We start from the raw sequence: 19,624 nt of genomic DNA on the forward strand, positions 1-19,624 counted from the left end.
AACAGTGAACAGTGTCGTTTTAAATTGCTCACTGTTCATTGTTCACTGTTCACTGATAATTGTTCCGCTCGTTCCTTTGCTACTATTAGGAAGCCATAACCGAAAATAAACAGGTTGAGACCGATTTGCAGGCTCAGCATGTCGGCCGTGAGCATGACGGTGGCTTGCACGACGATGAAGAACAGGACGGCGGGGTTGCGCCGGGTAGCCGGGTGCAACAACGGCCCGAACAGTACCGCCAGCCACAACCCCAGCCCCACCACGCCGCCGCCCAGCAACGCCTCCAGGTACTGGTTGTGAACGTCGACCCAGTTGGCGGGGCGCAGGCCGAAGTCGTGCCACTGATACTGGGCCTGCATAGCGGTGTGGGTATCGGCTGGGGCTACGCCCAGCAACCAATGCTGGCCGATAATGGCCCCAGCCGTTTCGGTGGCCGCCAGCCGCTGGGCCAGGGAGTAATTGTTCATATCCTGGCCTAGGGTGTATTTCTGCACGTCCCAAACCGTGCCCTGCACCCGCTGCCGCACCGATTCGAGCGACTGGTAGGCCAGCCACGGTGCCAGGCCCAGCAGCAGCAGCAGGCCCAAGCCCAGCAGGGCGTGGCGGCGGCTAAGGAGCCAGCCCGCGTAGGCCAGCAGGCCCGCGTAGAGCACCAGCAGGCCGGTGCGGTAGGCCAGCACATGTAGCGTGAGGGCCGCCGCCGCCGCCGCCGCCAGCAGCGCCGTGCGCAATAATGGCCCCGCCAGAGTCGTGCGTCGCAACAGCAGACCCCAGAAGAAGGCCAGCGCCAGCATCACCCCAAACGGCACGTGGAAAATGCGCGTGACGGCCTGCAGGTTGTGGCCGATGCGAATGGCCGCGTTGGCCGCGGCCGGATGCAGCAGGTAGCGACCCAGTGTGGCCAACCCTACCGCCGCCGTGCCCAGCACAAACAAGCTGCCCACCGTCAGGCGCTGCCAGCGGCTGAGCGGTACCGCCAGCGTGAAGGCCAGCGGCACGGCCAGCCACGGCAGGCTGCGGAAAACCTCGTGCCGCCACACGGCCCATTGGCTGGTATACAGGCCACTCAGCAGCAGGAAAACCACCAGCGCGGCGGCGCGCAGGGCCGCGCCATTGCGGTAGTAGCGGGGCAGGTCGCGCCGCAGATGGGGGTTGGCCAGGGCGGCCACCGTGCCCACTACCGGGGCCAGCGCCACCAGCGAGCGGGCTGCCAGCAGGCCCACCACACCAGCCACGGCGGCCAGCCACAGCAGGTGCTGCGAGAGCCGGCCCGAAGTGTAGTAAGACGCGGAAGGCGGCACGGCGGGCAGTGGCTTAGGTGCGGTCGGTTGTCAGGTTGAGCTTGCCGGTGAGCGCGGCTACGGCCTCCGAGGTTTCGGCGCGCTTCTCATATTCCACGATGAGATGGCCGCCGGTGAGCACGTTCAGGCTGCCATTGAGGCGGGCCAGCTCGGCATATATTTCGGGCCGACGGGCCGAGGGCGTGCCGCGCCGCAGGCCACGCCGCCGCGCTACGCCGCCGAGCAGCCGCATCCAGGGGTAGTAGAAGGGTAGCAGAAATAGCGACGTGTAGTTGACGCGGCTGGGGTGCACCTCCGTGATGCGCAGGCCCGAAAGCGCCGCCAGCGCCCGCTGCCGCGTGAGGTTGGCGAAGAAAATGTGGCCCAGATACACGTCGTGGATGTTGTGGGCCCGGTCGGCGGCCCAGATGGAATCGACTTCGTTGGGCGGCATCAGCTTGTAGGCCTCGCTTTCGAGCAGCAGGTAGCTGAGGCGGGTGCGTAGGTTCGAGTAGTTGGGCGTGGTGATGATGGCCCGGCCGCCCGGCCGCAACACCCGGTTTAGCTCCTGAAACAGATGCAACTGGTTGGGCATGTGTTCGATGCCTTCCTGGCAAATCACCACGTCGAAGCTGGCATCGGCGAAGGGCAGCGTGTCGTTCAGGTTGGCCTTCACGCACGGAATGGCGGGGTAGCGGAAGAACTCGGGGTAGAGGTCGGAGGCCGTGACGCGGGCTCCCAACTCGTGCAGCAGCTGGGCGGTGTCGCCATTGCCGGCGGGTACGTCCAGCATGTCCTTGCCTACCCATTCGGCGGCGCGGCGGCGGAGCATGGCCGTCAGGAGGTCTTTAATATCGTTGCTGCCCGAAAAGGCCGGGGGCGAAAGGCGAATCATAAGCGGCCGGAAAAGAATCTGGAAGGAAGTATCCCCGCAAAGTAAGCGCGAAAAAAAGCGGGCTCCCAGCCACAGCGCGCAGCTGCGGACGGGAGCCCGGCCGAACCCGAAGGCGCAGTCGCTATTTCACCTGCTTGGTGAGGTTTTTCCCGAGGTCTTCGACCTGTTTCAGGAAGTCGTCGGTGTCGCCATCGGCATAGGTGCCGTAGGCTGTCGAAATGGTGCCCTTCACGCCGTCGGTGGCTTCAATGGCGTAGAGGATGGACATGTCGTCGGGGTTGCTCTCGCCTTCGAAGCGATAGAAATCCACGATGGTCACCTCGTCGGGGGTATAGGCCTTTTTCGAGTCGTGGCCAATGGTTTGCAGCCGGCCGTCCACCACGTTGAAATCCTGGGCGTATCCTTCTTTTTTGAGTCGATTCTCGACGCTTATGAGCGAGCGTTCTTCTTCTTTGTCCTGCATGGCGGTGGGGTGTTTTGGGGAGAGGAGCGAAACTGCGGGGCTACGGGCCGCAAAGCCCGCCGCCCCCGCTCCGGCTATACGGGGCGGGGGCGGGGGCGGGTTATCCTCGGGCCAGATAAATAGCCAAACGGCATTACTTAGCGGCGGCCTGGCGTTCAATCGTGCGTTGCAGCGCCTCCACGTCAATCTGTCCGCAGGCTCCACCGCAGCCTTTGGCGCAGCCGGCGGCCGTTTTGCTGAAAAACGCGCGGTAGAAAATACGCCCCACGTAAAAAGCGGCCATCACGAAGAGCGCGCTAATCAGCAGGTATTGAATTTCGACGGAAGTAATGGCCAGCAGAAGCATAGCGGAATAACTGCGGAGAAGAAAGAATAGTTTGCGCGGTAGTTAGTCGGGCCGGAGGGCTACCGCCAGAACTCGCCAATTGCCGCCTGCATCTCAGCGTGAATGAGGCGGTTGCTGGCCACTACCTCGCGCCCAAACAGCGGGTCGCCATCCACCAGAAACTGCGTAATGTGGCCGCCGGCTTCCGTCACCAGCAGCAGGCCGGCGGCTACGTCGTAGGAATTTAGGTTGAACTCGAAGAAGCCCTCGCAGCGCCCAGCCGCCACGTAAGCCAGGTCGACGGCCGCCGAGCCCAGCCGCCGCACCCCGTGGCTGCGCGTGAAAAACACCCCCAAAATCTGCAGAAAGGCATCGAGCTTGCCGAAATCGGTGTAAGGAAAGCCCGTGGCAATGAGTGCGCCGTTGAGGGTGGGCACGTCGCTGACGCGCATGGGCGCATCGTTGCAGAAAGCACCGCCGCCGCGCACCGCCCGGAAGCTCTCGTCGCGGTTCACCTCGTGCACCACGCCCACCGCCAGCTCGCGCCCATGCAGCAGCGCCACGCTGATGGCGTACACCGGCAGCCCGTGCACGAAGTTGGTGGTGCCATCGAGCGGGTCGATTATCCAGGTGAACTCGCCGGTGGCCGAATCGGGCCCGGCCGTGCCCTCCTCGGTGATGAAGCCGGCTTCGGGCAGCAGCTCGCGTAGGCCGGCCACGAGGCGGCGCTCGGTTTCCTGGTCTACGTAGCTCACTAAGTCGTGTAGGCCCTTATGCTCCACGCGGCCGCGGTCAAACGTGGCCGCTTCCTGACGGATGAATTGGGCCGTGCGGCGGCACAGGGCGGCTAGGTCGAGGGACAGTTGGGGAAAATCAGGAGTCATGGCGTTGGCTGAACGGGGTAGAGGCACAGTTTTCTTGCGTCTCGCCGTTGCTAATGTTGTTTAGTCTGCCTGGTAGCTCCGGAACGGCGCGGCTCCGGTCATTCAACGACGACGCGCAAAATATTGCGTCTCTACCCTGCTACGTCACTTTTCCGCCGCCAGCTGACCACCACGGCTGCCAGCAGCCCCAGCACCGCCAGCAACTGCGCGCCGCGGCCAATCAGCTCGCCGTAGCGGGCATAAAAGGTCACTTCCTCATTCAAATGCACCAGGGCGCGGCTGGCGGTGGGCACCCAGGCTGGCTCGCGCTGGGTGATTTCGCCTTTCTGATTGATGAAGCCGGTGAAACCGGTGTTGGCCGAGCGGGCCAGGTCGCGGCGGGTTTCGATGCAGCGCAACTGGCCGTAGCTCAGCAGCTGGCGGTAGCCGGGCGAGTCGTGCCACCACGCGTCGTTGGTGAACAAGGCCAGCAGCGTGGCCCCGTTGCCCGGGTACTGGTTCACGAAGTCGCCGTAGATGGATTCGTAGCAAATGACCGGGGCCACGCGCAGGGCCGGGGCGTTGGCCGGGGCCGGGTACACGGTGCGCTCAGCCTGGCTGCCCACGCTGCCCACCGTGCCACCCAGGTCGATGTGCGAGACGAGCGATACCAACAGGGGCGGCACTTTCTCCACCCCTGGCACCAGCCGCGACTTGTGGTAAACCACCACGCGGGCGCTGGCATCGGCGAAGTACGCGCCGGAGTTGAAGAAGTCGTAGTAGCCCAAGTCGTCGCGGTAGCGGGCCGTTTCGCTGGCAGTCTCCTTATTCGGGTACGAGCCCAGCGTGGTGATGCCCGTGAGCAGGGCCACGCCCGGGTGCCGCGTCAGCCATTCGCGAATGCGGCGGATTTTCGGATTGCTTTCCAGCGTATTTTCCCAGTAAGGCTCTTCCAGCGCCGTTTCGGGCCAAATAACCAGTCGGGTAGCTGGCGTGAGGTGCTGCTCGGAAAGCGTGAACAGGCGCGTAAGCTGCTCGTCGTAGGGAATGAATTTGGGGCCGCCCTCAAACTTCTCCACGTAGGGGTCGAAGTTGGGCTGCACGACCACCACTTCTTCCGTGGGGCCTTTCTCCTGGTAAACTGCTCCAATGAGATAGGAAAGCGCAATGGGCAAGCCAATGGCCAGAAAGGGAATTAAAAATTGAGAATTAAAAATTAAAAATGAAGCTTGGGATGCGGACGCTGTCTGGTCATCGCCATTCACCCTACTCGAATCATTCATAATTTTTAATTCATACTTTTTAATTAAAATTTTAAAAAACAGCAAATTCACCACCCACACCCACACCGAGCCGCCCAGGAAGCCCGTGTACTCGTACCACTGCACCCAGCCGGGCGCGGCCGCGAAGCCGTTGCCCAGCGTGAGCCAGGGCCAGGTGATGTCCCAATGCAGGTGCAGTTGCTCAAAAGCAATCCAGTACACCGGCAGCAGGGCGTAGCCCCAGCGGTAACCCAGCCGCTTGTGGGTCTGGCGGAAGGCCATTAGCGGCAGGCACATCAGCAGGGCGTTCAGGACCACGGCGGCGATGCCGGCGGGCAGGCTGGCGTAGCTCACCCACCAGGTAGTTAGGGCATTCCAGAGCAGCAGCATGAGGTAGGTATGCGCAAACACGCGGCCCTTGCGCGCGCCTTCCAACGTGAGGCGGCGCTCCATCAGCAGGTAGGGTACCCAGGCCACGAACAGCAGCGGGACCGTGAACGCCGTGGGCCAGGGCATCCAGCCGGCGCACAGCAGCACACCGCCCAGCACGGCCAGCGCGGCGAGGGGCAGCCCGGGCTGGCTAGTCTTCCGATTCGGATTCATCGTCGGCATCATCGGCGCGGCGGTAATATCGGTCATCGCGGCCGGGGCGGGGCTCGCGGGGGGGCGGGGCAAGGTTTCCTTCGACGACAACGACAATTTCTCCTTTAATGGTGGGCCGGGCCGCGAAGTCAGCCTCCAGGCTGGCCAGCGTGCCGGTTACGGTTTCTTCGAACAGCTTGGTGAGCTCGCGGCTAACGGACGCCGGCCGCGCCGGCCCCAGCACTTCGGCCAGCTGCCCCAGTGTCTTCACGATGCGGTGCGGCGACTCATAAAAAATCATGGTGCGGGTTTCTGCCGCCAGTTGCAGCAGGCGCGTCTGCCGCCCCTTCTTCGTCGGCAAAAAGCCTTCGAACGTAAACCGCTCGGCCCCGAAGCCCGACTTCAGCAGCGCCGGCACGAAGGCCGTGGCCCCGGGCAGGCACTCCACGCCCAGGCCCTGGGCCAGGCACTCGCGCACCAGCAAAAAGCCGGGGTCGGAGATGCCCGGCGTGCCGGCGTCGCTCACCAGGGCCATGGTTTCGCCGGCGGCCAGCCGGGCCAGCAGGCGCGGCACCTGCTGGTGCTCGTTGTGCAGGTGGTAGGAGAGGAGCGGCTTTTTAATGCCCAGATGCTGCATCAGGCGGCCGCTGGTGCGGGTATCTTCGCAAAGCACCGTACCTACCTCGCCCAGCACGCGGATGGCGCGCAGGGTGATGTCTTCCAGATTGCCAATCGGCGTGGGCACGAGGTATAGGACCGTGGGAGTGGGCATGGGGCAAAGGTAGACGCTGCGCTTAATGAGGAATTGGGAAATGACCCGCTGGCCCCGACAGGCCTCATGCCTTATCAAGCGTAGCGTTCTGCCACGGCATCAATCGCCGCTGCCAGGCGGTGGTCGCGGGCCGTTACGGTATTGCCCGCGTCGTGGGTCTGCAGGCGGAATTCAACCACGTTGTATTCGTTGCTGAGCCAAGGGTGGTGGTCGAGGCGCTCGGCCTCGGCGGCTACTTCGGTGAGGAAGGCGAAGGCCGTGCGAAAGTCGCTGAACCGGAACGTGCGGGCCAGGCTATTGTCGATGGTTGACCACATAAATTTTTCTATATTTAATGAAGAGCCGGCGGCCCGGCCCCGGCGGCCGGGCAAAACCCAAACGGCCAAACCAAAGTACACCATTCTATACACTTGCTTATTCCAAATACCTCCCGCCCCATGGCCATCGACCCGAATAACCGCCCCATCCGCGTCATCAACGACGACACGACCAACGAAGAAATGGAGGCCGGCCACCACATTCCCAACGCCGACCCGCCCAAGAACGAGGCGGCCCGCGGTGGCTTCGGCAACCGCGACGGCAAGGAAGGCTTCGGCTCCGACACGGCCGGTGGCACCACGGCCGTGGGCGTGAACGAGAACGCCGACGATATGGCCCCGCCCCGCGACAATATGCGCTCGGAAGACGAAGGCCGGCCCGACCGCGCGAACCAGGACATGCCGGCCCTCGACGACTATACCGATACCATTGTGCCCAGCGGCCGCCCCGTCGACGAGCTCGACGCGCACGACCGTCGCCCCGGCGTGGACGAGATGCTGAACCCCAACTCCCGCGTAGGCATGGGCCAAATGGAGCCCAAACCCATTAAGCCTATCACCGGCACCGACACCAACGCCGAGCTCAACGACCCCGATGCCGCTGACACGGCCATCAGCCAATAGGCTGGGGTAACTGGCCGGGCTATTTACTCATCTTCTTCCCCTACAATCATGTCTAATACGGAATCCAACCAGCAATCCAGCGAAAACAAGGGGGCCCCTACCCAGTCTGAGCAGCCTAAGGGCGCGGATGGTTTGCCCGTATCGGATAGGGACGAAGCCACCCGCCAGCGCCTCGAGCAGGAAGCCCTCGACGCCGGCGTGCAGGACCCCAACCGCAACCTCGATAAAACGGAGCTGGACAAGCCGGCTTACGGCGGCGGTCATTAGTCGCTGCTGAGGGCGGCCACTGGCCGGCCTGGCCGCAGAACCGCATCGAACGTAAAAGCACGTCATGCCCCGCATGACGTGCTTTGCTTTGTCTATCCGCCCGCCCATGAGCCGCTACGCCACTACCGACCTGCACGGCTGCCTGCATACCTTCCGGCGTTTGGTCGAAGATGAGTTGCGCCTGACCTCTGCCGATACGCTTTACCTACTGGGCGACTACGTGAACAAAGGCCCCGACAGCAAGGGTGTGCTCGACTACCTGATGCAGCTGCAAGCCACCGGCTACCAAGTGCACTGCCTGCGCGGCAACCACGACCACGCCCTGCTCGACGAAGCCCGCCACCGCCACCGCTGGGCTTGGGTGGGCCTGCCCGGCCGCCAGCCCACGCTGCGCAGCTTCGGCGTGCGGCGGGCCAGCGACATTCCCCCCTGCTACCTGGCCTGGCTCGATGCCCTGCCCTACGAAATTGAGCTGCCCGATTTTGTGCTGGTCCATGCCGGCTACAACTTCGCCCTCCCGCCCGCCGAAATGCGCCAGGATTACGTCACCATGCTCACGACCAAGAAATTCGTGTTCGACGCCTCGCGCCTCGGCGGCCGGCGGCTGCTGCACGGGCACGTACCCCGGCCGGCGGCGCAGGTACGCACCCAGGCCGCCCAACGCCCCGGCGCGCTGGGCCTCGACAGCGGCTGCGTATACCGCCACAATACGGATTTCGCCCGGCTCTCGGCCCTCAACCTCGATACCTGGGAAGTTACCCAGGTGCCCAACTGCGAGCCCGCTTATCCCATCGGCCGCCGTTGAAACCGACCCGGCTAATCCGGCTCAAATCGGTCGCTCCTTATTGCAGGTAGCGGCCGGTTTGGTGTTATGCCAAGAGCAGTTGCGGGTTTTTAATAATCACTCAGCTGAATGGTGCTAGCTGCAGGGTTTGTTTGCTTGGAAAAATTATAAAATTGTTAATTCAGAAAACATTTTTTGCCTCATATTGTGATGCTTTTGGATTGAAGCTGCACAAGGAATTTTGATTTTGTAATGATGAAAAAACAATGGTAATAAAAGTAGAAATCAATGGGATGGGCGTAATATAATGTACTGCTAATATTAATATTCTGTTGGGGATTTGTGCATGGGGTTGTGCCTGGGTAAGAGGAGGTGTTAGATTTGATAAGTTATATTTTGTCGAATTGCATCCGGGTGGAAATACATTGCCACGAGGGGTTCATGAAACTGACTGATGTAACTATTGCCGGTTGGCTCCTCTGGTAGCAGTCGGCATTTGCAGCTAATACTCCACCCTCTTTCTCCCTGTTATGAAACACATTGTCTCCCGCTCACCATTTAGTTTCACTGAGCCGCGGCATCGGGGCCGGTTGGCGCGCCGTTTGGGTGGGCTGGCCCTGCTGCTGAGCTTGGCCAGCCAGGCCCAGGCGGCCGTCATCTACACGGTGGGGGCCACTTCCGGGGCCAGCTACGCTACTATTGCGGCGGCGCTGGCCGCCGTGCCCGCCACGCTGACGCAAGCCTACGAGCTACGCCTGCTCGATGCCAGCTACACCGAAGATGTGCTGCTGACCAAAACCGGCAGCGCCACCAACACCCTCACCATTCGGCCGGCGGCCGGAGTGAGCACCGTGCTCACGGGTACCTTCACCTTTGGGGCGGGCAGCGCTTATGCTACCCTCAGCGGCAACAACGGCACGGTGGCGCGGGCCCTCACGCTGCGCCAGCCCAGCCTGACGGCCCCGGCCGTGGCTTTCACCGACGATGCCAGCCACAACGCGGTGCGCGAGACTACGGTACTGGGCTCTAACACCCTGCTCACAAGCGGCGTGGTAGTGGTGGGCGATGGCAACGTGGCCGGCAACGACTACAATACCCTCACTGAGTGCTTCGTGGGCAATGCCAATCCGGCGCAGCTACCCGCCAACCTGGTGTACGCGGCCAGCGCCAGCGGCGTGAACGACGGCTTCAGCCTCACCAACTGCGAGCTGTTCAATTTCGACCGCACGGGTGTGCTGGTCGGTGCCGGCAACGGCAACCAGTGGACTATCAGCAACAACAGCTTTTACTACAACGCCGCCGCCCTGCCCACGGCCGCCCAAACGGGTATCGACTTTCGCCCCGGGGCCCCTGCCAACGACGCCATGGTGAGCGGTAACTTCATTGGCGGGCAGGCGGCCGGCGCTACCGGCGGCACCTGGACCAACGCCGGCATTCAGAACTTCCGGGGCATTGTGATGAACTGCGGCAGCAGCACCACCAATACCAACCAGGTGATGAATAACGTGGTGCGCGAAGTAAGCCTGACCGGCGTGGGCAGCACCGCCTTCACGGCCGTGAGCGCCGCCGGCGGCCGCTCGGTGCTCACGGCCAATACCGTAACCAACGTGAGCAACACCGGCACCAGCGGCGTGAACAGCCTCGTGAGCCAGGCCACCACCATTCTCACTTCCTTCAACGTGAGCAGCGGCCAGCTGATGGTGGTGGAAAGCGGCCAGACCGTGGTGCTCGGCGACCTCGTGAACGCCGGTATTCTCAACCACACGGGCGGTGATATCCTCATCAACGGCAACTTCACCAACACCGGCACCTTTGCCCAGACGTTGGGCGACCTTGAAATCAAGGGCGACATGCTGAACAACGGCGGGCAGTTTAATTGCTCGACGGGCAAGGTGAAGCTCACCGGGGCCGGCAACCAGGTCGTGAGCGGCGGCCTGTACTTCAACCTCGAAGTAAACGGCGGCGGCGTGAAAACTTTCTCCGACGACGCCGAGGTGTACAACGGCGTGCAGATGCTGAGCGGCATCCTCAACACCGGCCCCTTCCGCATCAAGCTCGACCCGCTGGCCAACCTCGCCGAAACCGAAACCAGCTACGTGCTGGGCCGCGTGGAAGTGCGCCGCATCCCCGTGGTGGGCGTGGCCGAAACCTTTGGCGGCGTGGGCCTGCGCATGCAGCCGGCCCCCGGCTCGGTGCTGCCCGGCAGCACCCTCGTAACGCGCACCACCGGCACGGCTCCCACCGGGGCGGCCGGTGCCCGCGCTATTCTGCGCTACTTCGACATCGCGGCTACCACCAACACGGGTCTCGACATGGCCCTGACGATGGAATACTTCGCCCACGAGCTCAATGGCATCGCGCCGGCCAACCTGCGCTTCTTTAAGTCGACGGATAGCGGGGTGAACTGGCAGAACAAAGGCATCAGCAGCGCTGGCAGCGGCTACGCGGTGCTGAATAACGTAGGCGGCTTTTCGCGCTGGACCCTGGCCGACTTCACGGCCCCGCTGCCGGTGGGCCTCACCGCCTTCCGGGCCGAGCGCCAGGGCCGCAACGCCCTGCTGAGCTGGGAAACCGCTTCCGAAGAAGCCAACCGGGGCTTTGGCCTCGAAGTATCGACCGATGGCCGGGCCTATCAGCAAATCGGCTACGTGGCCGCCGAAGGGAGCGGCAGCAGCAGCAGCGCCCGCCACTACCGCTTCGTGGATGCGGCCCCCGGCAAAGCCGGCCCCCGCTACTACCGCCTGCGCCAGGACGACCGCGACGGCCGCGCCCACTACTTCGCCCCGCAGCGCCTCGACTTCGATGCCGAGGGCCTGGCGCTGGCCGCCTACCCCACGCAATTCAGCTCCGAGCTGACCGTGGCCCTCAGCGCACCCGCCGCCGCCACCGCCACCCTGCGCCTGCTCGACATGACGGGCCGCGAAGTATGGCACCAGGAGCAAGCCCTCGCGCCCGGCACTGCCCCGCTGCGCGTGCAGCCTGCCTGCGCGCCCGGCACTTACCTGCTCACGGCCACCGTGGGTGGCCAGGTGCTGCACCAGCGCGTGGTGAAAGACTGAGGCACTACGCCGTTCGGCCCGCGGCCGAATCCCTGGCTGCGCGAGTAGCCTTGTTCTTCTCTAAAACTAAAAAAAGCGCCGGCTGATGAGTCGGCGCTTTTTTTAGTTTTGAGCAGGGATAGACGGTTAACCTGGACTTTCCAGGAGTCTAGAAGAGTGGAATAAATGGCTCATGCCCCAATAAATTTTCTTCCCTGGATGCCCGCCGCTACCGTTGCTTTCGGTGCCTTATCGCTGAAGCGTACCTGCCGCGTCGAAACCATGCAGGGAGTATCTTCACCACCTTTGCAACGTGCATAGCGTTAAGACGCCGGAGCTAAAAGGCCAACCCAAAAGTTACGCCCGAGCGAATGCCGAAGCCAATACCCAGCAGAAAATTATTGTTGCTGAAATCCCGTTGGTAACCCGTATTGTCTTTGTATTTCACCGAGCCCGCACTGTACGAAGGACCGAGGAACGTGTCGAGCGAGAAGCGCTGCTTGAAAATCCATTGGTGGCCAATCAGGATGCCGCCGCCGAACGTGTTAAGAGTGGCTTCGGCTGCTTGGCTGCCGCCGCCGGAATTATCAGCATATTTTAGCTTCAGGTTTCGGTAGCGCAGGTAGGGGCCTACATAAAACCCGCGAGGCGCTTCTTTGCTGTCCGATAGATAAAACCGGTATTCCGGCGTGATGGCAAATCCGGAAAGGGTTACGTCGTCGTCAACGCTGGCACTGGTGAAAGAGGCACCCAGTTGCACGCTCTTGGAAGCGTCTAGCTTGTGCTCAAAGAAGAAGGAGCCGGTCTTGTAAATGGGGCTAAAAATATTTACTTTAACCACATTGTCCTGGGCCGAAGCCTTGCCGGCGGCCAGCATCAGGGCAATGGCGAGTAAAATGTTCTTCATGCAAAGTAGAAAAAGAGTGAAAGGTTGTTTGTCAAATGTATCGGATGTTCCCCTGGTGGCTCAAAAAGCCACGCCAAAAGTAGCCCCGCCACGAAAATCATAGCTGTTGTTATTGAGATAACCCACGAAGTCGCCTTTGCGCGGCGTATAGCCCGGCTGGTCCGATGACACACTGGCAAAGGTGTAGCCCGGTCCGGTAAAGATATCCAGCGAAAAGCGCTGCTTGAAAATCCAGTGCCGGCCCACCGTCACCCCCAGTCCAAAGGCCGTTAGGCTGGCGCTGTGGCTGGCTACCGTTGGGTTGCCGCCGTTAGGGTTATAAAAGCTTTCGCTAATGCTTTGACTTAGGTACTGAAAGCGAGCGTACGGTGCCACGTAAAAGCCTTCGAGCGCAGGATGCTTTTCGGATAGGTACAAGCGGTATTCGGGTGTAATGGCAATGCCGGAAGTGCTGCGGCTGTTGGTGTTGCTGCCGCTGCCGTAAAAGAATTCGGAATCGTCCTTGTACCCAAACGTGCCCGCCACTCCCAGCTGGAAACTGCTGGTTTCGCTTAGCTTGTGCTCGAACGACAGCGCCAAGGTATTGATAATGGGTTGAAAGATGTCGACTTTTACCGCGTTGGTTTGGGCGCGGGCGGCCCCGGCGAGGAGTAGTGCCGGGAGCAGTAAGCTTTTTTTCATGGGGAATAATGAAAATTTGAAAAGGAAAAAGTAAGCCGCACGCCGCACCCGGCCGCGCACACATGATGTCGCTGCACCGGGTAAGGTTGCACAGCCGGAACGTTCCACATTCAAATGCCCCGGCTCAACTCTTGAGCCGGGGCATTTATTGCGGGCGCTGGGGGAACAACTCCCCGCAAAGCTAAACAGCGGACTTCTCCTCCTTCACGGCCAGCTGCCCGCAGGCGGCGTCGATGTCCTTGCCGCGCGAACGGCGGATGTTGGTTTGCACGCCGCGGTCGGCCAGGTACTTGTGAAAGGCGGTGATTTTGTCGGCCTCGGCGTTTTGGTAGTCGGCGTTTTCGATGGGGTTGTACTCAATCAGGTTCACCTTGCAGGGCAGCCACTTAGCAATCTTGGAAAGGTGCTCGGCATCGTCGAGCCCGTCGTTGAAGCCATCGAACACGATGTATTCGTACGTGACTTTGCGGCCGGTTTTCTGGTGGTAGTACTGCAATGCTTCCTTCAGCGCGGCCAGGGAGTTGGCCTCGTTGATGGGCATAATTTCGTTGCGCTTGGCGTCGGTGGGGGCGTGCAGCGAGAGAGCCAGGTTGGCCTTTACGTCGTCGTCGGCCAGCTTTTTTATCATTTTGGCGATGCCGGCCGTGCTGATGGTGATGCGGCGCGGGGCCATGTTCAGGCCATCGGCTGCGGTGATGCGGCGCACACTTTCCACCACGTTGGCGTAGTTGAGCAGCGGCTCGCCCATGCCCATGTACACGATGTTGGTGAGCGGCGTGCCGTACTGGCTTTCGCACTGCTCCTTGATGCGCACCACCTGGTCGTATATCTCGGCCGCGTCGAGGTTGCGCTTGCGGTCCATGTAGCCGGTGGCGCAAAACTTACACGTGAGCGAGCAGCCCACCTGGCTCGAAATGCAGGCCGTCATGCGCGTATCGTGCGGGATGAGCACGCCCTCCACCACGTTGCCGTCGTAGAGCCGGAAGGCCGATTTGATGGTGCCGTCGTTGCTGAGCTGCTTGTTCTGCACCGTCACGCCGTTGATAACGAAATGCCGGGCGAGCAGCTCGCGGGTAGCCACCGAGATGTTGTTCATCTCCTCGAACGTGGCGGCGGTGTTCTTCCATAGCCACTCCGTTACCTGCTTGGCGCGGAAGGGCTTCTCGCCGTGCTCCACCATAAAGGCCTTGAGCTCGTCGGACGAGGTTTTGCGAATATCGCGCTTGGTAACGGTGGGGGCGAGGGGCAGTTCAAGTAACATCGGGCAAAGATACAAGCCGACAGGGCGTTGGGTTCCCGGGAATGGGCAGCGAGATAACGCTTTCCTTGTGAAAACGCTAATTCAGCCGCATTATCAGGTTTACTGCCACGCGGCGATTGGTCTGAGTGCCAGGCTGAAGGCGAGGCAGCTTCCGGCAAGCTGACACGAGAGCCTGTTCGCAGGCCGCAGGCAATTGCTGCAAGCTGCGATTAGTGCGGCCCTGCCCTCGCCCGTCGGCCCCTTTTGGCTCACCAGTATTAACTGGCAACGGCTGGTTGTTGATGCTTTTTACATCATATAAAGTTCCGCTAGGTCCTACCGTTAGGGTTACATAGATTGGAAATTCTGGCACCGCGCAGCCTGTAACACCACTTACTGCCCGAAACTCACGCAATAAGTCAGCTGCGAGGGCTTTTACCCCGCCCCCACCCGGATACACTGGCATCCGCGCTACGTAATTGTACACTTTGGTAGAATCGGCGGGCAACATTTGGCGAGTCGGCCGTACCTGGGCCTGGGCCGATGAAATAACTGTCTGCATCAAGCCGACTGTCAAAAACAGTCGGTAAATTTTTTTAATGAACAGTGTCATAGCAAAGCGATAATAGCTGTTTCGGACAAGTGAATTCACTCTGCGGACCCGGGGCCAACCTGCGCCGCCAGCTCCTCGGGCAGCAACCGCAGCTTGTGGATGTTGTAGTCGAAGCAGAGCATCCCGGTTTTGGCGCGCGCTATTTCCTTGCCGGCCTGGTTGTGCACGTGGTACACCACGTCGAACCCGTACTTGCCAGGGTCGGTGCCGGCTATCTGCACGCGCAGCACGTCGCCGTGGAAAGCCTCGCCCTTGTACTCCACGGCCACGTCGACCATGATAAGGCCGAGCTTGGTGACGACGTCGTAATCGTTGGGCACGCCGATGGAGCGCAGGAAATGCACCCGCGCCTCGTGCAGGATGCCCAGTAGGGCGTCGTTGCCCACGTGCCCGCCGTAGTTGAGGTCGGTGATGCGCACCGGGATTTCGGTGGCGAAGGAGAAGGTATCGGGCAGGGCTACTTTTACGCGGGCCATGGTTTCAGTTAGCAGTGAGCAATGAACAGTGAGCAAATCTTAGGGGAGCCAAAGGTAGAAGTGCGAATGACGGCCGACGGCTCGGCCACGCTTTTCGTACCGGCCCTCGACGAGCATTACCACTCGCAGCACGGGGCGCGGCAGGAATCGGTGCACGTCTACATCCGGCACGGGCTGCTGCCGCTGCTGCCGGCCGCCGCCGAAACGGACCAGCCGCTGCGCATCCTCGAAATTGGCCTCGGCACCGGCCTCAACGCCCTGCTGACGCTCGAAGCCGCCCAGGCCGCTGGGGCTACCGTCGAGTACGACGGCCTCGAAACCTTCCCGCTGCCGCCCGCCGTGGTGGCCACCCTGCAGCCCGAATGGACCGAGCGCGGCACCCCCATCAAAGAGCTGTTTGCCGCGTTGCACGCCGCGCCCTGGGATATGCCGGTGGCGCTGCTGCCCGGCTTCGGGCTGTGCAAGCGGCACCAGTTCCTCCAGGCGGCGCTGCTGCCGGCTGGCTGCTACCACCTCATCTACTTCGATGCTTTCGCTCCCGAAAAGCAGCCCGAGCTGTGGACGGCAGCCGTGTTTGCCCAGCTCTACGCCGCCGCCGCGCCCGGCGCGGTGCTGGTGAGCTACTGCGCCCAGGGCCAGTTCCGGCGCAACCTGCGGGCCGCTGGCTGGCTGACGGAAAGGCTGCCCGGGCCCCCCGGCAAGCGCGAGATGACGCGAGCGCTGAAGGTCGGAAAAGTTGGCAATGAGAACGTCATGCTGAGCGAAGCCGAAGCATCTTTACTGCGTCAGTAATCCATTAATTGAAATTACTATTGTGGTAGCGATGCTTCGGCTTCGCTCAGCATGACGTTCTATGCTTTATTCCGTCTAACCCTTGTCTCGCAGATTTCTCGATACCGAAAGCCCCGGCTGGGTCAGCGATGGCCTCATTAGCGAAACGCAGCGGCAGCGGCTGCTGGCCCGCTACCCGCAACAAGCGCCCGCCCTGGGCCTACTCCCCATTCTGGGCAGCGTGCTGGTGGGCCTGAGCGGGCTGAGCGTGGTGGCCGCCAACTGGCAGGGCCTGCCCACGGCCCTGCGGCTGGCGCTGCTGCTGGCCAGCCTGGTGGGCAGCTACGGCGCGGGGGCCTACTTCCTGCGGCGCGGCAACCCCGATTTGGGCCACGGCCTCATTGGGCTGGGCCTGCTGCTGTTCGGGGCCAGCATCATCCTCACCAGTCAGCTCTTTCAGCTGGTGGGCTACGATGCCAGCGGCCTGCTGGCCTGGGTGGTGGCCGGCGTGGGCCTGAGCTACGTGTACGGCTCGCGGCTGCTGGTGCTGCTCACGGTCCTCATCGGGTCGGCGGTGCAAACGTACTGCGTCGAGTCGCTGGGCATCTTCAGCTACGCGACGGCCTGGCTGGTGGCGGGCGGGCTGGGCTACTACTGGTGGCGGCGGCCCGACGTGGTGGGCAGCTACGTGCTGGCCGCCGGCCTGCTCTGGCAGGCGGGCCTGCTCATCATCGTGCTCCACGCCAAAATCACCTGGTTTTTTGTGCCGGCCATGGGCATTTACGCGGCCGGCGACTGGCAGCCCAACCGCCTGGGCGGGCGCGCTTTGCAGGTGCCGCCGCTGGTAGCGGCTTACCTGTTCATGTTCGGGCTGGCCATTTTTGGCGAAGCCGATGCCTACGCCAACGTGCTGCGGCCGCCACTGCTGCCCTACCTGGGGGCGCTGGCGGCAGTGCTGGCCGTGTCGGTGGCCGGCAAGCGGGTGCGGGGCCGCCTCGGCAGCCTGCCCGACTGGCTGCTGCTGCTGCCGGGCTTCTACCTTTCGGGGGGGCTGTCGCTGGCTGTGGCCACGCTGGTGGTGCTGTATGCCCACGCGGGCTCGGTGCTGGCCCGCGCCAACCGCGACCACGACCCCGACCAGCTCACCATCGGCGCGGTGCTGTTTGTGGGTGCTACTGCCGTGGCCTACTTCAAGCTCACCTGGGGCTTTATGGATAAGTCGCTGTTTTTCCTGCTGGGCGGCGTGCTGCTGCTGGCCCTGAGTTGGTACCTGCGCCGCCGCAACGCCCAGGTGCTGGCCACCGCCGGCGTGCCGGTAGCGCAGCAAGCCGGCACGCCGCCCATCGCTACCGCCGATTCCGAAGCCCCGGCACCAACTCAACCCTCGTAACTCACCATTCAATTCTGCTGAATGACTGACCTGCTCTCCTGGTTCTCAAACCCGGCCCGTCGCCGGCCGCTGCTGCGGGCGCTGGTGGCGGCGCAGGTGCTCTATGTGCTGGGCGTGGCCGGCGCGGGCTACGCCACCACGGCTCTGGGCCAAAAGGTAGTGCTGGCCACCACGCCCATCGACCCGCGCGATTTGCTCTACGGCGACTTCGTACGCCTGCGCTACGCCATCAGCGAAAGCCCGCTGAGCCGCTGGCACGACGGAACCGCTCCCAAGCGCCGCCAGTCGGTTTTCGTGCTACTGGCCACCGGCCCCGACAGCCTCAGCACGGCCGTGGGCGTGTATCCGCAGGCCCCGAAGCCCAGCGTGGGCCAGGCCGTGCTGCGCGGCTGGGTGACCGACGTGTACCCGGCCTCCTTCAACCTGCGCTTCAACCTCGAGCGCTACTATGTGCCCGAAGGCAGCGGCCTGCGCCTCGAAAAAGCCGGCCGCCTGCACCCGCTGCGGGTACGCGTCAGCATCGCGCCCTGGGGCCAGGCCCGCATCACGGGCGTGGCGGCCGAGCCCACCAGAGCCAATTAAAAGAGCCCTGCCGGACGCATCCGGCAGGGCTCTTTGCTACCGCGGCAGCGGATGCTATTGAATCTTGTACGTCACGGGTACTGTGAACGAAACGCTCACCTCACGGCCGTTTTGCTTGCCGGGAATAAAGCGGGGCAGCGTTTTAATGGCCCGAATAGTCTCCTCGTCGATACCATAATCCAGGCCTTTCACGATTTGCACATCGATTACTTCACCCTTGGGGTCAACGGTGAAGCTCACAAACACCTTCCCTTCAATCTGGTTGCTCAGCGCTCTGGCCGGGTAGCGCACGGCCTTTTGGATGGCCTTCACGATGGCTGGCTGGCCGCCTCCGCCGGGCAGCTCGGGCATCTGTTCCACCCAAACAAATTTGGTGTTGACAACCTCGGGCACCACTTCATCTTTTTTGCCCACGGGCAGGTCGTTCGGAATAGCTGCTACGGCGTTGGGGTCGCCGACTTCGGTGCGCACGCCCGGTTGCGTGGTCAGCAGCTTGTCGCGGTCGGGCACCTCGTCGGCGGGGTCCACTTTATCGTCTTTGGCCACCACGGGCACCACGTCTTTCAGCGTGGGCTGCGGCTGCGGCGAGGCGGGCGGCGGCGTGGCAGCGGCTGGCGGCGTGGGCGGCGTAAGCGGCACGTCGTTCGGGTGGTAGTCGAACGGCGTGGCTGGGGTAAAGGCCGGCACCACGGTAACGACTTTTTCTCGCAGCAGCTGCGCTACGAGCGGAAATACCAGCAGCAGGGCGCACACGGCCGTGGCGATAACCAGCGCGCGCGACATGTGGCGCTGGTAGAGGGCGCGAAGCTCGTAGGCCCCGTAGTGGCGGTTGCGACCATCGAACACGATGTCGTCGAGGCTGGCCGTGGCCAGCTGGGCATTGGTCATCATACGCTAGTTGTTTTTGAGGAGGTTCAGGTCTTCCTGCGTGATTTTCACGAGGGCGTATTTGGGTTGCCGGCTGATATTCATCTCATCCAGCATGTTCACCATGTCCTGGTATTTCGATTCGGCCGTGGGCTTGATGAGCACAACCAGCCCGGCCGTGCGGCGCTGCCGCTCCCGAATAGCCTGCCGGATGCCATCGGCCGCAAACGTGGTGGCGTGCAGCTCGGGCCGGGCTGCTGCCGGGCCCGGGGCGTTGAGGCCGGCGAAATAGTACACCCGGTGGCCGGCTCCCAGCACGATGGTCATCGCCTGCGATTCGCGCACCTTGGTCGGACCCTCTATTTTAGGTCGCACCGGCATGTTCAGCTCCATGGTGTAGGGCCGGGCGAAGGTGGTGGTGAGCATGAAAAAGGTGAGCAGCAGAAACGCCAGGTCCACCATGGGCGTCATATCGATGCGCGTCGACAGCTGCTTCGCTCGTCGTTTGCCGGGCTTGCCGCCGGCGGCTTGCTGTTGGATTTCGGCCACGGGTTCAGTCGGTTAGAAGGAGAGATTTACCCAGCCAACGCTTAGCCTGAAGCCCTTATTGTGAGGTTTTTATGAA

The 19,624-nt window shown here is 62.5% G+C and carries 21 protein-coding genes; 7 read left to right on the plus strand and 14 right to left on the minus strand.

From position 1 onward, the window contains the following. Window positions 1-35: 35 nt before the first annotated feature. The 8 genes from ABIB44_RS19240 to ABIB44_RS19275 form a co-directional block, all read right to left on the minus strand. Window positions 36-1,301, minus strand: coding sequence for an O-antigen ligase family protein (locus ABIB44_RS19240; RefSeq protein ID WP_354586306.1), 1,266 nt, complete (start codon window positions 1,299-1,301; stop codon window positions 36-38). A gap of 13 nt (window positions 1,302-1,314) precedes the next feature. After that, complete coding sequence (locus ABIB44_RS19245) at window positions 1,315-2,175, minus strand: class I SAM-dependent methyltransferase (protein ID WP_354586307.1); 861 nt, start codon at window positions 2,173-2,175, stop codon at window positions 1,315-1,317. A gap of 121 nt (window positions 2,176-2,296) precedes the next feature. Continuing rightward, window positions 2,297-2,638: a hypothetical protein gene (locus ABIB44_RS19250; RefSeq protein ID WP_354586308.1), complete on the minus strand. Its 342-nt coding sequence runs from the start codon at window positions 2,636-2,638 to the stop codon at window positions 2,297-2,299. 133 nt (window positions 2,639-2,771) lie between these two features. Next, entirely contained in the window at window positions 2,772-2,984 is a 213-nt protein-coding gene (locus ABIB44_RS19255; protein WP_354586309.1) for a hypothetical protein, read from the minus strand. A gap of 59 nt (window positions 2,985-3,043) precedes the next feature. Beyond that, window positions 3,044-3,847: an inositol monophosphatase family protein gene (locus ABIB44_RS19260; RefSeq protein ID WP_354586310.1), complete on the minus strand. Its 804-nt coding sequence runs from the start codon at window positions 3,845-3,847 to the stop codon at window positions 3,044-3,046. A 131-nt stretch (window positions 3,848-3,978) separates the two neighbouring features. Beyond that, window positions 3,979-5,727, minus strand: a complete 1,749-nt coding sequence (lnt, locus tag ABIB44_RS19265) for an apolipoprotein N-acyltransferase (RefSeq protein ID WP_354586311.1) — start codon at window positions 5,725-5,727, stop codon at window positions 3,979-3,981. Next, a complete protein-coding gene (rsmI, locus tag ABIB44_RS19270) occupies window positions 5,669-6,442 on the minus strand; it encodes a 16S rRNA (cytidine(1402)-2'-O)-methyltransferase (protein WP_354586312.1) in 774 nt (257 codons plus the stop codon). The genes lnt and rsmI overlap by 59 nt, the downstream gene beginning before the upstream one ends. Before the next feature lie 74 nt (window positions 6,443-6,516). Further along, window positions 6,517-6,759 (minus strand): 4a-hydroxytetrahydrobiopterin dehydratase, encoded by a 243-nt coding sequence (locus ABIB44_RS19275; RefSeq protein ID WP_354586313.1) that lies wholly within the window; start codon window positions 6,757-6,759, stop codon window positions 6,517-6,519. Window positions 6,760-6,852: 93 nt separating this feature from the next. On the opposite strand from ABIB44_RS19275, the gene ABIB44_RS19280 reads away from it, so the two are divergent. The 4 genes from ABIB44_RS19280 to ABIB44_RS19295 all read left to right on the plus strand — a co-directional run bounded on the left by ABIB44_RS19280 (window position 6,853) and on the right by ABIB44_RS19295 (window position 11,493). Continuing rightward, window positions 6,853-7,383, plus strand: a complete 531-nt coding sequence (locus tag ABIB44_RS19280) for a hypothetical protein (protein ID WP_354586314.1) — start codon at window positions 6,853-6,855, stop codon at window positions 7,381-7,383. Window positions 7,384-7,431: 48 nt separating this feature from the next. After that, on the plus strand, window positions 7,432-7,650 hold the full coding sequence (locus ABIB44_RS19285; RefSeq protein ID WP_354586315.1) for a hypothetical protein: 219 nt from the start codon (window positions 7,432-7,434) through the stop codon (window positions 7,648-7,650). A 106-nt stretch (window positions 7,651-7,756) separates the two neighbouring features. Beyond that, window positions 7,757-8,455, plus strand: a complete 699-nt coding sequence (locus ABIB44_RS19290; protein WP_354586316.1) for a metallophosphoesterase family protein — start codon at window positions 7,757-7,759, stop codon at window positions 8,453-8,455. A gap of 509 nt (window positions 8,456-8,964) precedes the next feature. Further along, window positions 8,965-11,493, plus strand: coding sequence for an autotransporter outer membrane beta-barrel domain-containing protein (locus ABIB44_RS19295; RefSeq protein ID WP_354586317.1), 2,529 nt, complete (start codon window positions 8,965-8,967; stop codon window positions 11,491-11,493). A 316-nt stretch (window positions 11,494-11,809) separates the two neighbouring features. On the opposite strand, the gene ABIB44_RS19300 is transcribed toward ABIB44_RS19295, so the two are convergent. The 4 genes from ABIB44_RS19300 to ABIB44_RS19315 all read right to left on the minus strand — a co-directional run bounded on the left by ABIB44_RS19300 (window position 11,810) and on the right by ABIB44_RS19315 (window position 15,389). Continuing rightward, window positions 11,810-12,379 (minus strand): DUF3575 domain-containing protein, encoded by a 570-nt coding sequence (locus ABIB44_RS19300; protein ID WP_354586318.1) that lies wholly within the window; start codon window positions 12,377-12,379, stop codon window positions 11,810-11,812. Between the two features lie 60 nt (window positions 12,380-12,439). After that, complete coding sequence (locus ABIB44_RS19305; RefSeq protein ID WP_354586319.1) at window positions 12,440-13,060, minus strand: DUF3575 domain-containing protein; 621 nt, start codon at window positions 13,058-13,060, stop codon at window positions 12,440-12,442. Between the two features lie 181 nt (window positions 13,061-13,241). Then, a complete protein-coding gene (gene rlmN / locus ABIB44_RS19310) occupies window positions 13,242-14,321 on the minus strand; it encodes a dual-specificity RNA methyltransferase RlmN (protein ID WP_354586320.1) in 1,080 nt (359 codons plus the stop codon). A gap of 627 nt (window positions 14,322-14,948) precedes the next feature. Then, on the minus strand, window positions 14,949-15,389 hold the full coding sequence (locus tag ABIB44_RS19315; protein ID WP_354586321.1) for a thioesterase family protein: 441 nt from the start codon (window positions 15,387-15,389) through the stop codon (window positions 14,949-14,951). A gap of 21 nt (window positions 15,390-15,410) precedes the next feature. Between ABIB44_RS19315 and mnmC2 the strand changes: the two genes are divergently transcribed. The 3 genes from mnmC2 to ABIB44_RS19330 all read left to right on the plus strand — a co-directional run bounded on the left by mnmC2 (window position 15,411) and on the right by ABIB44_RS19330 (window position 18,132). Then, entirely contained in the window at window positions 15,411-16,181 is a 771-nt protein-coding gene (gene mnmC2 / locus ABIB44_RS19320; protein ID WP_354586322.1) for a tRNA (5-methylaminomethyl-2-thiouridine)(34)-methyltransferase MnmC2, read from the plus strand. Window positions 16,182-16,263: 82 nt separating this feature from the next. Continuing rightward, on the plus strand, window positions 16,264-17,550 hold the full coding sequence (locus ABIB44_RS19325; protein ID WP_354586323.1) for a DUF2157 domain-containing protein: 1,287 nt from the start codon (window positions 16,264-16,266) through the stop codon (window positions 17,548-17,550). A 21-nt stretch (window positions 17,551-17,571) separates the two neighbouring features. After that, window positions 17,572-18,132, plus strand: a complete 561-nt coding sequence (locus tag ABIB44_RS19330) for a GDYXXLXY domain-containing protein (RefSeq protein ID WP_354586324.1) — start codon at window positions 17,572-17,574, stop codon at window positions 18,130-18,132. A gap of 54 nt (window positions 18,133-18,186) precedes the next feature. Here the strand turns inward: ABIB44_RS19330 and ABIB44_RS19335 are convergent, their stop codons facing one another. Both ABIB44_RS19335 and ABIB44_RS19340 read right to left on the minus strand, forming a co-directional pair. Further along, entirely contained in the window at window positions 18,187-19,023 is an 837-nt protein-coding gene (locus ABIB44_RS19335; RefSeq protein ID WP_354586325.1) for an energy transducer TonB, read from the minus strand. A gap of 3 nt (window positions 19,024-19,026) precedes the next feature. Beyond that, window positions 19,027-19,548 (minus strand): ExbD/TolR family protein, encoded by a 522-nt coding sequence (locus tag ABIB44_RS19340; protein WP_354586326.1) that lies wholly within the window; start codon window positions 19,546-19,548, stop codon window positions 19,027-19,029. Between the last annotated feature and the right edge of the window lie 76 nt (window positions 19,549-19,624).

The sequence above is a fragment of the Hymenobacter sp. UYCo722 genome (genome assembly GCF_040547115.1).
GTDB lineage: Bacteria > Bacteroidota > Bacteroidia > Cytophagales > Hymenobacteraceae > Hymenobacter.